The 14484-nt window shown below is 52.1% G+C and carries 10 protein-coding genes; 8 read left to right on the top strand and 2 right to left on the bottom strand.

Translation table 11 applies throughout. From position 1 onward, the window contains the following. Positions 1-126: 126 nt before the first annotated feature. From IE117_RS02585 to IE117_RS02570, 4 genes are all read left to right on the top strand, one after another. Positions 127-1743 carry an McrB family protein gene (locus IE117_RS02585; protein ID WP_189562781.1) on the top strand — a complete coding sequence of 539 codons (1617 nt, stop codon included), beginning with the start codon at positions 127-129 and terminating at the stop codon, positions 1741-1743. Positions 1744-1785: 42 nt separating this feature from the next. Continuing rightward, the gene (locus IE117_RS02580; RefSeq protein ID WP_189562780.1) at positions 1786-2541 is read left to right on the top strand and encodes a hypothetical protein; all 756 of its coding nucleotides are present in this window, start codon (positions 1786-1788) and stop codon (positions 2539-2541) included. A gap of 103 nt (positions 2542-2644) precedes the next feature. Further along, on the top strand, positions 2645-3040 hold the full coding sequence (locus tag IE117_RS02575) for a nucleotidyltransferase substrate binding protein (RefSeq protein WP_189562779.1): 396 nt from the start codon (positions 2645-2647) through the stop codon (positions 3038-3040). After that, entirely contained in the window at positions 3037-3384 is a 348-nt protein-coding gene (locus IE117_RS02570; protein WP_189562778.1) for a nucleotidyltransferase family protein, read from the top strand. Before IE117_RS02575 ends, IE117_RS02570 begins: the two co-directional genes overlap by 4 nt. Here the strand turns inward: IE117_RS02570 and IE117_RS02565 are convergent. Together IE117_RS02565 and IE117_RS02560 are read right to left on the bottom strand one after the other, a co-directional pair. Next, positions 3335-3802, bottom strand: coding sequence for a GAF domain-containing protein (locus IE117_RS02565; RefSeq protein WP_189562777.1), 468 nt, complete (start codon positions 3800-3802; stop codon positions 3335-3337). The two genes, IE117_RS02570 and IE117_RS02565, sit on opposite strands and share 50 nt — an antisense overlap. 133 nt (positions 3803-3935) lie before the next feature. Next, entirely contained in the window at positions 3936-6368 is a 2433-nt protein-coding gene (locus tag IE117_RS02560; RefSeq protein ID WP_189562776.1) for an ABC transporter permease, read from the bottom strand. Positions 6369-6677: 309 nt separating this feature from the next. Between IE117_RS02560 and IE117_RS02555 the strand changes: the two genes are divergently transcribed. The 4 genes from IE117_RS02555 (at position 6678) to IE117_RS02540 (ending at position 14434) form a co-directional block, all read left to right on the top strand. Then, entirely contained in the window at positions 6678-9071 is a 2394-nt protein-coding gene (locus tag IE117_RS02555; protein WP_189562775.1) for an ABC transporter permease, read from the top strand. Positions 9072-9113: 42 nt separating this feature from the next. Further along, entirely contained in the window at positions 9114-11498 is a 2385-nt protein-coding gene (locus IE117_RS02550; protein WP_189562774.1) for an ABC transporter permease, read from the top strand. A gap of 75 nt (positions 11499-11573) precedes the next feature. Next, entirely contained in the window at positions 11574-11861 is a 288-nt protein-coding gene (locus tag IE117_RS02545; RefSeq protein ID WP_189562773.1) for a hypothetical protein, read from the top strand. 164 nt (positions 11862-12025) lie between these two features. After that, positions 12026-14434, top strand: coding sequence for an ABC transporter permease (locus IE117_RS02540; protein WP_189562772.1), 2409 nt, complete (start codon positions 12026-12028; stop codon positions 14432-14434). Positions 14435-14484 lie beyond the last annotated feature (50 nt).

The following is a 14484-nucleotide window of genomic DNA, read 5'->3' as shown; positions in this document are numbered from 1 at the left end:
CTGGATTCCAGTTTCTTAATTTTTGTCAAAGGACTATGGTTAAGCCTTTTACACCTTACTCTTTCGATATAAAAATATTGATTTGATTATCTTGCCATATTATCCCAAAAAATCTATCCCGCCATTATGAACCAGTCAGAACAGAAAGACCAACTTATTAAAAAAATCCGGGAAATAGACCATCCCGAAGCCAGTCTGCTGTTTTTTAGACTACTGAAAGACGTGCTAGATGTCACCAACCTGGCCGACTCTGACCCCCGGCTGGCGATTGTAGTTTTAAAGAACGCCGTTGGGATTTCGGTCAATATCAATGTGTATCTGGCCCTACGCCTTACGAAAACCCGCAACGAAGGGGTCTGTCTATGGTTTGCGTTTCCCAAAGACTACTTCCAGGACGGCAAACATCCGTTGACGAAGTCGAAAGATTCCCAGTCCAGGCTTAACGGTCCCCAGGCAGATTATGTTTGGCTGCCCCTGCCCTTCGAGCAGGCAGATCTGGACCGCTACGACCCCGATGCCAAGCAACAGTGGGAAAACTGCCTGCTGGAATTCGTGGAAAAGGCCCGGCGCAGTCCGCACATCAAAAAACATAATTCTGCCGCCTACAAAGCCGCGATCGATGAAGCCTACCGGGGCGAGATCATCGCCTTAGCAGCCCCCGGCTGGCACGAAAATCAAGTAAACGAAGGCACAAAACCCTATGCAACGCTGGATACGAACGGAGGGCAACACCAAGATTCCGTTCCCCCGAAACGTCCTGACATTCCGCTCAACTACCTGCTCTATGGCCCGCCGGGAACGGGCAAAACCTACTACGTTCAGCAATTGCGCCGCGAATTCCCCGACGCCCACTTCGTGACCTTTCACCCCTCGTACAGCTACGAAGAATTCATGGAGGGGATCCGGCCCGATTTGGTTGGCGGACAATTGAGCTATCGGGTCAAAAAAGGGATCTTTCAGGAAGCCTGCGAGGAGGCGCTACGAAAAGCGGGTTATGCTTCCTTTGGTAGTTGCCTGGACGAGGGGCCCGCGCGCCGGGCCGAGCGATTCGCCGCTGCGCCGGGACATTTGCTTGTCATCGACGAGATCAATCGTGCCAACCTTTCGGCGGTACTGGGCGAAATCATCACCCTGCTGGAACCCGACAAACGATTGGGGGCCGGGAACGAATTATGGCTTACCCTCCCCTACTCCCGCAACCGCTTCGGGGTTCCGGCCAATCTCTACGTGGTCGGGACGCTCAATACCGCCGATCGCTCCATTGCCTTACTCGACACAGCCTTACGCCGCCGCTTTGCATTCCGGGAAATGCCTCCCGATCCTGAGTTACTGGCCGACATTGCCATTGAAGGTATTGACCTTCGTGCTTTGTTGCGCACGATGAACAAACGCATTGAGGCCCTATACGACCGGGACCACACACTAGGCCACGCCTATTTTCTGGGCTTGAAAACCTATGAGGATTTGTGTGAGGCTTTTCGGGGCAAAATCATCCCGCTGCTGCGCGAATATTTCTATGACGACTGGGAGAAAATACGTCTCGTATTGGGCGACAACGAACGGCAGGGCAAGGATTATGATGAGCAACTGGTACGTCGTATGGTACTCAATGAGCGCGAATTGTTTGGCGAAGAAGTACTTATTCAACCTGACGCTTACACCTATGAAATTAATCCGGCCCTGGCCGGCGGTGCATTCGACCAGCTACCGAAAGAAGCCTTCATTCGTATCTACCGGAAGTAATTTTTTTACATTTGCCATTCCCAATTCACTTGTTCGACTCGTATGCGTTTACAGAAAAAATTCATTCGTCCGGTTTTTCTCCTGAAAGCTGCTTTGTGGACATTCATGCTGATGCCGCTGAGCGTCGCAGCGCAGCAGCGCAATCTGGTTTCTTTTTCGGGTGGATACAGCCTGCCCGTCGGGCAGTTTGCCAGCGAAAACCTCAACGACCCCGAAGCAGGGTTGGCCGGGTCAGGGATTTATGGTCAGCTCAATTACGAACGCAAACTGCTTTCCTGGCTGGGCCTGCGCCTGACGGGCAATCTCAACATCAATCAGACGGACGCACAGCCCCTCATCGATCGGTTCAGTCCGTTACTGGATAAGTCGGAAAGCTATAGCTGGAAAAAAGAAACCACCACCTGGCAATTGGGCGCATTGCTGCTGGGGCCATCCGGGTACCTGACCAGGGGGAGCATCGAACTGGAAGGGCACGTGCAGGGAGGTTTGATTTTCGTCGAGTCGCCGGGTGTAAAAGTGTTGGGCACCTCCTCAGAAGGCGGCCCAACGGTCGAAGGTCAGATTAAAAAAGCTTCTACAAACGCCTTTGGTTTCGGTGCTGGCGCTTCGGTACGTTTCCGGCTGACCGACTGGCTGCGATTTCAAATCACTGCCGATGGCATCGGATCGAACGCCCAGTTGAAGAACGTGCAGAATACGGGTATAATAAACAATGTGGTCGTCCAGAACGTGACCAGCAATCCCAAGCGCTTCGTGTCGGTTGTGAATGTAGGAGCGGGACTAGTTTTTGGTTTTTAAGAAGGTCGATAAAAAGGGAATTGATATAAATTATCGCAAATAATAATTTACATTGATCCCTTTTTATCAACCTGTGAAACCCAATTGTATATAAAAAAATTACATGACTGACCCAGACATTCGCTGGAAGCAACGCTTCCAAAACCTTGAAAAAGCATACGCCCGCCTGCGAGACGCCGTGGCTATGAAAAACCTTTCGGATTTAGAAAAGGCGGGCGTAATTCAAGTATACGAATTTACTTTTGAGTTAGCCTGGAAAACGGTAAAGGATTATCTCGAAGCGAATGAAGTATTGGTTAGTTTTCCGCGCGATGTCATCAAAGCTGGTTTCAAATATGACTTATTGGATGGAGAACTTTGGCTGGACATGTTACAAAAGCGCAACCTGATGAGCCACAGCTACGACGAGGAAAACGCAGAGCTGGCTTATCGGTTGATCGTTACTAAATATTTCGTGGCTATCGAAGAATTATTCCAGAAGCTCCAACAATCAATATGAACCCATTCGGCATATCGGCAAAAAGCTTCCGTCTGCTTACCGAAGCCTTTGACCGCTACCCAGAAGTAGAGGAAGTACTCGTATTCGGTAGCCGCGCCAAAGGCAATTTCCAAACGGGCAGCGACATCGACCTGGCAATCAAAGGCGCAAGATGCACCCTCAAAACAGCAATAGATATCGCAGGCTATTTGAATGAGGAAATTCCCATTCCATATTATACGGATGTGGTATATTACGAAGGGTTAAAAAACGAGGACTTAAAAGCGCACATCGACCGGGTTGGAAAGCCTCTTTTTACGCCAACTGCCGACTCAGTTCCTCCCCGATCTTCATTAAGTCGCTAATCTCTGTTTTCGTAAAGTCATAGGGCACGGGCTTGGCAATGCCCAGCACTCCATGTAGGTCCCCATCGAGCAGCATCGGTGCAGCCAGTGAACCTTCCACTTTGGTATCCTTCGCCGAGGGCCGGGCTACGCCCGACTCATCCGTCTGCAGATTACACATCTCCACAGGTTCTCGGCGTTCGGCAGCGATGCCCGCCATACCCTTGCCGATGGGTATCTGCGACATTTTAGGCAGCAAAAATTCAGGTATACCCACCTGTGCACGCAGATTCAGGAATTGAGTTTCGCTGTCCAGCGTGTGGATGGTCCCTGTGGTACAATCGAAAGCATCGATAATCTTTATCAGAAGTTGCGACCAGTCGATCGCTGAAGTCTCACTTTGCAACCCGGCGAGAATGGATTCAGTTTTGGCGTTCATAAGTAGTTTGAAGATTCAATTTCTTCCTACAAAAGGCATACCCGCATCGCCCACCCTAACCTTCAGCACGCCAAAACTGACAAAGTGCCGGGGGGCTGACCGAGTGGAATGATCCGCACTCGCAGCTGAACGTTCACTCACTCCGCAGGGACTTTACCGGATTCATCAACGCCGCCCGAATGGCCTGGTAGCTCACCGACCCCAATGCCACGGCCACGGCCAATAGCGCGGCTACCACGAACACCCACCATTCGATGCCGATTTGGTACTGAAATCCCGCCATCCAGGACTTCATGAGGTACCAGGCGATGGGCGAAGCGATAACAATGGCGATACCGACCAGTTTCAGAAAGTCTTTGGATAAGAGCGCCGTCAAGCCCAGCACGGATGCTCCCAGCACTTTCCGAACGCCGATTTCCTTGGTGCGCTGCTCGGCGGCGAAGGCCGACAGACCGAACAAACCCAGACAGGCGATGAAAACTGTCAGCCCGGCAAAGACACGGTAGAGCAAGCCCATTTGCTGCTCGGCCTGGTAGAAATTCTCAATGTTTTCTTCGTAGAATTTTCCGACGAAAGGTACTTCAGGAAAGATTTTCTCATAAGCGACTTTGACTTTCGCCACCGTTTGCGGTAAGTTTTTGGATTCCAGTTTCACGGCACCCGACCAGTAAAACTTGCTGAGTTGAGTGATAAGAATAGGGTCGATATCCTCCCGGGCCGACTTGGTGTGGAAATCCTTGATGACGCCAACAATGGGCGCGGGCTCCCAGCCGCCCATACGCAACTTATGGCCAATGACCGAAGCCGGGTCCTTGATGCCCAGTTTTTGCAGAAGACGCTCATTGACTACGAATTTGGTGCTGGTGTCGGCATTAGCGTAGGGGCCGCCCGCCAGAAATTCGATGCCGTAGGTTTTGAAATAATCACCATCGGCCATTTTCATGGAAATTTCGAAATCTTCATCTTCCGACAAATTGGTGTAGGCAAAATTACTACCCCAGTTGTTGCTGGAAGAAGGCGGGTCGGAAGAAAAAGAAACCGCGCTCACTTCCGGTATTTGCAGTAGTTCATTGCGCAACGTGGCGTTGCGGGCGCTGTACTCGGTATCCAAATTGAGATTGTATACCCCCTCTTTCACAAAACCCAAATCCAACTGGCTGATGTACTCCATCTGTCGCAGATTGATAACCGTGCCGATAATCAGAACCAATGCCGCCGCAAACTGGAAGACGATCAGGCTCTGGCGCAACGTCAGCCCCCCAGCCCATCCACGTGAAGCTTTCTTTTGAAATACTTCCAGCGGCGAAAAGGACGACAGTACCAAAGCCGGATAAAGACCCGCCAGAAATGTCAGTCCCAGCGACAGCCCGGCCAGCCACAACCCCAATCGGGGTACAATGTCCAACGCCGGATCGGTCGGGACGTCGAACATGTTTTCCAGGATTGGCAAAGCCATGTAAGCAAGCATGAAACCAGCCAGTACTGAGGCCAGCACCACCAGAAAAGTTTCGGTCAGGAATTGGGCAACCAACTGTCCCTTCTGGCTGCCCAGGACTTTCCGGACACCCACCTCCTTGGCGCGCTTGGTGGCTAGGGCAGAATAAATATTGATGAAATTAATGCAGGCCATCAACAGAATCAGCACGCCTACGATAGCGATGTTCCGGATGCGCTCGCGAGGGACTGCCCGGTCTTTGTAATTGTCCAGCTCGGTATCATGGTGGAGGGCTGCGAAAGGACTCAGGCTATGGGTTTTCTTATCCTTGTCGTTTCGTTTGTCATAGTGCTTGCGGGAGAATTTTTCGAGAAGGGCATTGGCCGAGGCTACTTCAAAGTTTTCGGGTAGTTGCACGAAAATCTGATCGCTGCTGCTGGTACTACCCCAATTCTCAAAATCCCCGAAGCCAAACAGCTTCGGCTGGGTACGTTTAGACTCGTAAGACAAAACGATATTGAGCGGAAAATCTGTGTTTTGAGGCGCATCTTCAAGAATCCCGCCCACTTTCATCGTGGTGGTGTTGTTGATCCGCAGGTACTGACCCACGGCTTGCTGGTAATCCTTGAAATATTTCTCCGCAAACTTCCGCGACAGCACCACCACGTTAGGCTCTGCCAGTACGTCGGGGCCGCCTTCGAGCCACTGGAAATCGAACATTTTGAAAAATCCGGGATCGACCATCAGCCCCTCATTGTCCTCAATAAATTTGGCTGAAAGGTCACCGGAATCAGGGTTTCGGCCCAGAACCGTCACCTGCGGATCGAGGGTACCATAGATCGGCACCACTCTCTCGAACTGCGGGATGTCCGTTTTCAGCGCTGCGGCCACGGGCAGGGGCGCGCCCGGCGTCACTTCACCACTTCCATCGGCATAGGCTTGTTGCCGGATGACGCGGTAGATGCGGTCGTAGTTCGCATGGAACTTGTCGAAACTGTTTTCGTAGCGCACCACCATGAACAGCAACAGAGCTGCCGCCACGCCGACGCTCAGACCCAGCGTATTGAGAATAGTAAAGCCGCGATGACGAGACAGGTTGCGAAGGGCAATTTTGAGATTATTGCGTAGCATGGTAAAACGGAGAAAAGACGGTTACAGGACATGACAAGCAGAAAAGTCTGTGCCAAATACCGTGGCTACTGGTTCTCAGATAATTATACTTTGGCCTTTCTTTTTTATTGTCCGAAAACGGTCAGTGGTGTTCGATATCGAACACTTTTTAGTTCACTTCTTTTCATAAAAATCTGATTATCAGAAATATCAGTTTTTGGTACAGATTTTTCCCGGCCAATGCAGACACCAGTGAAAGGAATCCTTTCCACCGGACCACCCGGGCAGTTGCACTACCCTCCCCTATCTCCCAAAAATTACTTCCAAATCATGCTGAAATCCCACTTCAAAATCGCCTGGCGGAACTTACTGAAAAACGGCTTATTCTCTACCCTCAATTTGCTCGGCCTCTCGGTTGGTGTGGCTATTTTTCTCTACCTGTTTCTTTACGCCCGGGAAGAATTGTCTTTTGACAAATACAACCCTCATGCCGAGGATATCTACCGCGTCGGGCTGACGGCAACTTTTGGAGGCGAGAGCAATGAGTGGGCGTCGGTACCCAACAATATCGGCCCCGACATGAAGGCGGAGATTCCCGAAATAAAAGCCTACGCGCGTCTGCTGTACCACAATTTTGGCAAGACGGGTTTCGTGAGCAGCGAGCAGGATAAGTTCGCCGAGCGAAAAATGTACTGGTCGGACCCCGGTCTGTTCGACATCTTCGAACTCCCGCTGGTGTACGGCAACCCAAAAACGGCCCTCGACGGACCGAATAAGATCATGCTTAGTCAAAGCACGGCCCAAAGGTACTTCGGCGACGCCGACCCGGTGGGCAAAATCCTCAATGTGGATCACGACTACGAGGTCACGGTGAGTGCCGTGTATCAGGATTTCCCGCAAAACTCTACTCTCGATCCTGATCTCATCGGTTCGTTCTCGACGGTCAAGTGGGCCAACGAGGGGCAGCACTGGAGCAACGCCAGCTACGAAACCTATTTTCTGCTCGAGCCGAATGCCTCCATGAAAAAGGTAGAATCAAAAATCAACCAGGTACTGGACAAGAACGTAGAAAAGGAAAACCAGTGGTTCCGATTCTGGTTGCAGCCCCTGGCCGACGTTCACCTTTATTCTACAAATATTTCGAATTCCAGCACGACGCGGATCGGCGATATTCAGCAGATCAATATTCTGATTGCGCTGGCGCTCGGCATTTTGCTCATCGCCTGCATCAACTACATGAATCTGGCCACGGCGCAGTCGCAGAAGCGCCGCAAAGAGGTAGGCATCAACAAGGTAGTTGGCGCCACGCAATCCACGCTGGTAGCGCGATTTTACGTCGAGGCTTTCATCATGGTCACGGCCGCGGTGCTGGTGGGTTTTGCGGTGCTTTTCGGACTTTTGCCTTTGTTTAATTCCATCGCCGAGAAGGAAATTACTTTCGGGAGTTTGTTCAGCGTTCCGGTGCTGGCGAGCATTGGCGCGGCTATTGTGGTACTTTCATTGGTGGCAGGCTCGTATCCGGCTTTGATGCTGTCGTCGTTTTCGCCGTTGAGCCTGTTCGGACGTGGAGCGCAAAACAGCCTTTCTGCCATTTGGGTGCGCAAAGGGTTGGTCGTCGCTCAGTTTACGGCGTCCATCATTCTGATGATTGCCACCTTCGTTTTTTATCGGCAGTTACAGTATGTACAGGAAAACGACCTGGGCTATAATGCCGACCAGGTCATTGCCATTTCGACGCAGGGTGCCGAAAATAGCGAGCAAATCAATACCCTTTTGAACACCTATAAGGGGCTGAGTTTTGTGAGCTCTGTGGCGCGGGCACAGTCCTACCCCGGTGCGGGAACGAGCGGTCGGACGATCACCAAAGATGGGACGGGGACAAATGGGATCGCCATTCAGACCAACCGCGCTACGCCAGAAATCATAGAGACGCTGGGCATCAAACTTCTGGCCGGCGCTCCCGTTTCCGAAAAATCGTCGGAAGAAGACACGACCGTCCAGTTGGTTATTAACAAAACTGCCGTAGACTTCCTGGAAATGACGCCCGAAGAAGCGATTGGTAAAACCGCCTACAATACCTTCGGCTACAACCGCGCTACCATCGTAGGGGTAATGGAAGATTTCCACTTCGACACATTCCACAAGCCCATTGGGGCCTACGCTTTCCATAATAGTGCTTCCGAAGGGAGAAGCAATCTGCTGGTTCGCATGAATGGCGGAAAACTGTCCGAGAATGTGGCGACGCTGGAAAGTAGTTTTAAGAAATCCATCCCCGATTCAGCCTTCGATTTTAAATTTCTGGACGATGTAGTCGCCAAACTCTACGCCACCGAGCAGCGCACCGCCCGCCTGGTACTTTTCTTCTCGATCACCGCTATCCTGATCGCCTGCCTAGGGTTGTTCGGCCTGGCGGCCTTCACGGCCGAGCAGCGCACCAAGGAAATAGGGGTTCGCAAAGTACTGGGAGCCAGCGTTGCGAGTATCACGGCTTTGTTATCAAAAGATTTTCTAAAACTGGTGTTGGTGGCTCTGGTCATCGCTGCACCCGTTTCCTGGTATTACCTCGATGGCTGGCTCCAAAGCTATGCTTACCATATCGATATGCCGTGGTGGATTTTCGGGGTGGCAGGTTTGCTGTCGGTCGTGGTGGCCTTCCTCACGGTAAGCTACCAGTCGATCAAGGCGGCGGTGGTGAATCCGGTGAAGTCGCTGCGAAGTGAATAAAAAGAAGGACCCTGTCTGAAAACCAAGCCCAATAATTTAGCCATGCTCTCCAACTACCTCAAAATCGCCTGGCGCAACCTGCGCCGTGACAAATTTTACAGTCTGATCAACATCCTCGGTCTGACGATTGGTATCACTTGTGGCCTGCTGCTCTTGCTGTACGTGACCGATGAGTTGAGTTACGACCGCTACCACAAAAATGCCGACCAAATCTACCGCGTCGTCACGGAAATTCACGAACCGGACAAGACCAACCATTGGGGAGGCATTCAGCCTCCGGCGGTCAAGACGATGAAGGAAAAGTACCCCTCCGTGGAGAATTACGTTCGCTTTTTCCCCAATGGCACGACAACTTTCCGACGGGGTGAGCAGCGGTTTTCCGAGGAAGATATTTACGCGGCGGATTCGACGGTGTTCGACATTTTCAGCTACAATTTTGTGGCGGGCGATCCCAATACGGCCCTCGATGCGCCCGGCAGCGTGGTACTGACCCGTGAACTGGCGCAGAAATTCTTTGGCTCGAACGAAGCGCTGGGCCAGTACCTGCGCACCGACGACACTACCTCCTACCAAGTAACGGGAGTCATCGAAGGTGTACCCAAAAACTCGCACTTTCGGTTCAACGCCCTGCTTTCGCTCAATTCCCGGCAGCAGCAGAATAACGGATGGGGCGGGTTTTTCGTGACTAGCTACGTTTTGCTGGCCAAAGGTACCGACCCAAAGACGATCGAGAGTAAATCGCCCCAGCTCTACGATGAGTTTATGGCGCCAATTTTCGAGCGGATGGGTATCAAAATCGCTTACCAATTGCAGCCGCTGACGAGCATTCATCTGTATTCCAAAATGGATGGAGAGACGGGAGGCGACATCGGTTATGTCTATACGTTCAGTGCAGTGGCCTTTTTTATGCTACTGCTGGCCAGCATCAACTACATGAATCTGGCAACGGCGCGGTCGGCACGGCGGGCCAAAGAGGTAGGTCTGAGAAAAGTAATGGGATCGGTCAAGAGCGCATTGATCGCGCAGTTCTTATCCGAGTCGGTACTGATGACGACAATAGCCTTGCTGGCGAGCGTGCTATTGGTGGTTTTATTGCTGCCTTTTTTCAATACTGTTTCTGGTAAGGAGATCGAACTCGCTCAACTTCTTCAACCCCAGTTTCTTTTCATCGCGCTGGGTATCGTCGTCTTTACGGGCTTCGTCAGCGGTAGCTACCCGGCTTTTTATCTGTCGTCGTTTGCACCAGCCTCGGTTCTCAAAGGTACTTTCAAGGGACGAGGAGACGGTTTCTTTCGCAAGGCACTGGTCATCACCCAGTTTTCGGTATCGCTGGTGATGCTGATCTGTACCTGGATCGTCTTTCAGCAGCTCAATTTCATGCAAAACCAGGACATGGGCTACGACCGCGAGCAGGTACTTACAATCAACTACCGCGATGACCAACCCAGCGGACGCTACGAATCCTTCCGCCGAAGTCTATTGACCAATCCTGATATTGAGCGTGTGGCCACCGCCGGACAACCCGCCAGCAACATGGGCGGCAGAGTGATTTTTGGCGTCGAGACGAATACGGGCATGAAAGATATGGCTTTCAAACCTGCGTCCATCGACCACGACTACCTCGATGCCATGGGCATGAAAATCGTCCAGGGACGGGGATTTTCCGAGAAAACTCTTGCCGATACGCTCAACAGTGTGCTCGTCAACGAAGCCGCCGTGAAACGGATGGGCTGGAAGGAGCCGCTGGGCAAGAAAATCATGCTTGACGGTTTGCCGCAGGACGGCCAGAACGCCCCGCCCACGGCAAAGGTGGTGGGTGTCGTGAAAGATTTCCACCAGCAGTCGCTCTACAACCCCATCGAGCCGCTGGTACTGCTTTACGACCGGGCGCTGCCCGTCACGCACATCAAAATAGCCGCTAAGGACGCTGACAAAACGCTGGCCTTCATCAAGCAAAAATGGACGGAAACGTACCCCGACAAAGTGTTCGAGTACAGTTTTCTGGATCAGGATTTCGAGTCGGCCTACCATGCCGACGTGCTGCGCGGGCAGATTTTCACGACTTTCTCGATCCTCACGATTCTGATTGCCTGTCTGGGTCTGTTTGGTCTGGCGACTTTCACTACCGAGCAGCGGGTGAAGGAAATCGGGGTGCGGAAGGTACTTGGCGCGTCGGTGTCAAGTGTGGTAGTGCTGCTTTCGCGGGATTTCACCAAACTAGTGCTGTTCTCCTTCCCGATCGCGATTCCCATCGCCTATTTTTCGATGGACAAATGGCTGCAAAGCTTTCCCTACAAAACGGATATTCACGTTTGGGTTTTCTTGGCGGCCTGTGTACTAACATTACTGATTTGCTGGGCGACGGTGATTTACCAAAGCGTGAAAGCCGCGCTGATGAATCCGGTGAAGAGCCTTCGGAGTGAATAAAAAGAAGGAAAGTACCGAAAGCCAGTCCTCTTTTCCTTGCCCAAGAAACCAATGTTTCACTAAACCCCAACAACTATGAGCCACATAGCCATCCCCATTCCTCCCCTTCCCGGCAAGCAGGAGATTGAAGTCGAGGTAACGATCAACGGGCAAAAGCACCAACTGCACTACCGGGTGGAGCTGTTTTACTGGAACGATTGCAGCAATCCGCACGGGCACCGCGCCGACTGTATCAGCGAAATGCTCTCGTCCCATGATCCCGCCTGGACGGTGTACTACATCGGCGCGCCCACCGATGAGTTTGTTCCTATCACTTTTGTAAAAGAAGAAAGTCGCAGGCTGCTGCGTGGTGAGGTAGCATGATTTGAAAAAGCCTCTCACGACTGTCCGATTCCGAATAAAACTGTCCGAAATCGGACAGTTTTATTATATATAAATACTGACTAACAATTAGTTAGACTTATGGCACAGGTTTTTCCCGCCTTCCATTATTCCTTGTACCCTATCCTCCTTTCATTCTACATAAAATGCTACTCAACTACCTCAAAATAGCCTACCGAAACCTCCTTCGCCATAAGGCTTTTGGCATCATCAACATCATCGGACTGGCCGTTGGACTTGCGGGATTTCTGCTGATCGCACTTTACGTCAAAGACGAGTTGGGCTACGACCGCTACAATGAAAACGCCGACCGCGTGTACCGCGTGGGCCGCACTTTCCTGACGTCAGAGGGTACCCCCTCGCTGACTTTGGCGCAGGTGGCTCCACCGTTCGGGCCGCTCATCGAGCAGGATTTCCCCGAGGCCGAAGAGGTCGTCAGAACGCTGGGTACGGGCGGGTTGGTCATGCGGAACGGCGAGCGGCAATTCAACGAGGAAGATGGGTTCTTTGCCGAAGAGAATTTATTCAAAGTACTGACTTTCGACTTCATCAGCGGCAACCCCGACGAGGCTCTGGCAAATCCAAACTCCATGCTCATGTCGCGCCCGATGGCCGAGAAGTACTTTGGCAAGGAAGATCCCGTCGGCAAGACGCTGCGCGTCGAAAACCAGTTCGACCTCATCGTGACGGGCGTGTATGAGCCGCTGCCTGCGCAGGCGCACTTCCACCCTCGTTTTCTCCTGGCCTTTTCGGCTCTGAACGACCCGAATATTTACGGTGCCGAACAGTTGCGAACCAATTATGGCAATAACTCTTTCACTACCTATATTTTACTGGCTAAGGGCGCTGATCCGCAGCGCATGGAAAAGGCATTCCCGGCCTTTCAGGACAAGCACGTGCCTTCCTATGAAGGCCGGATGCCCTCCTCTTTTTCCGTGCTGAACCTGACCAAACTCACCGATATTCATCTGCGTTCCCATACCGATTCGGAGTTGGAGCCGCCGGGAAATATCCGCTACATCTATATTTTTTCACTCATTGGCCTGTTCATTCTGCTGATTGCCTGCATCAACTACATGAACCTGGCCACCGCCCGCTCGGCCGGACGGGCCAAGGAAGTCGGTATGCGTAAGGTGGTAGGCGCCAAACGCGGCCAACTCATCGGGCAGTTTCTGAGCGAGTCGCTGCTACTGGTTATTCTGGCGTTGTTCTTTGCTTTGCTTTTAATGGTGTTCGGCTTGTCTGCCCTTAATAATTTTAGTCAAAAAGAGCTGTCATTCGCGCAATTGCTTGACCCGACTTTTCTGGTCATCGTGACAAGCATCACGCTCCTGACCGGGTTAATTGCGGGCCTTTATCCCGCTTTTTTCCTGGCTTCCTTCCGGCCACTCAACGTCCTGAAAGGACAAATCGCCAGTAAACTACGCACGGGCCGACTGCGGCAGGTACTGGTCATCACGCAATTCTCGATTGCCATCGCCCTCATCATCGGCACAGGCGTGGTGCGCAACCAGATGCACTACATCCAGGATTACAGCCTGGGCTACGAGAAAGAGCAAGTGGTACTTTTGCGAGATGCCGGAGACGGCGAAACCAACTACGAAACACTCAAACAACAACTCATCCAGACGGGCTCGGTCACCGACGTAGGCCGCTCGTCGCGCATTCCTTCCGGGCGGTTGCTCGACTCACAAGGAGCCCGTGCCATGCAGGGCGACAGCATGGCTCCCACCAGCATCACCCTTAAGCAACTAATGGTGGACTACGATTTTGTTCCAGCCTACAAGATCGGCATGGCGGCCGGGCGCAATTTCTCCCGTGATTTTTCTACCGATACATCCATGGTAGTCATAAACGAGACGGCCTCACGGCAACTAGGCTGGACACCCGACGAGGCCATCGGTAAGCCGTTTCAGTACGGAAACGTGCGGGGTCAGATAATCGGCGTCACTAAGGACTACCACTTTGAATCGCTGCACCAGGAAATCGCTGCCATCGCTATGACGCTCACCCCGGGCCGGCTCAACTGGGTTTCGGTTCCACTCAAAGGCGATATCACCGCCGGGCTGCAACGCGTGGAAAAGGTGTGGAAGCAGTTTTTTCCGGGACAACCTTTCCAGTACCAGTTCCTCGACGAGCGCTTCGACCGCCTTTACGCCGCCGAACAAAGACAACAGAGTCTGTTCAGCACTTTCGCAGGAATAGCCATTCTGCTGTCCTGCCTGGGGCTATTTGGCCTGTCCATGTTTATGGCGGAGCAAAGGGTAAAGGAAATAGGCGTTCGCAAAGTACTGGGTGCCAGCATCGGTAGCATCGTAGCTTTGCTTTCCAAGGATTTCCTGAAACCCGTATTAGTCGCCCTGCTGATCGCCTCGCCCGTCGCTTGGTATGCTATGAGTGAATGGCTGGGTGGTTTTGCTTACAAAACAGACATCGGCTGGGGCGTATTCGCGCTGGCAGGTATTCTGGCTATTGGTATTGCGCTACTGACGGTGAGTTTCCAGAGCGTGAAGGCGGCAGTGGCGAATCCGGTGGAGTCGCTGAGGAGTGAATAAATAAAATGTCTGCTGGTTACTGGTCATACAGAACTGAAATTTTATAAATA

This window comes from Persicitalea jodogahamensis (assembly GCF_014651615.1).
Taxonomy (GTDB): Bacteria; Bacteroidota; Bacteroidia; order Cytophagales; family Spirosomataceae; genus Persicitalea; species Persicitalea jodogahamensis.
Note: the sequence above shows the minus strand (reverse complement) of the source record. Positions and strands in the feature narration are given on the sequence as shown.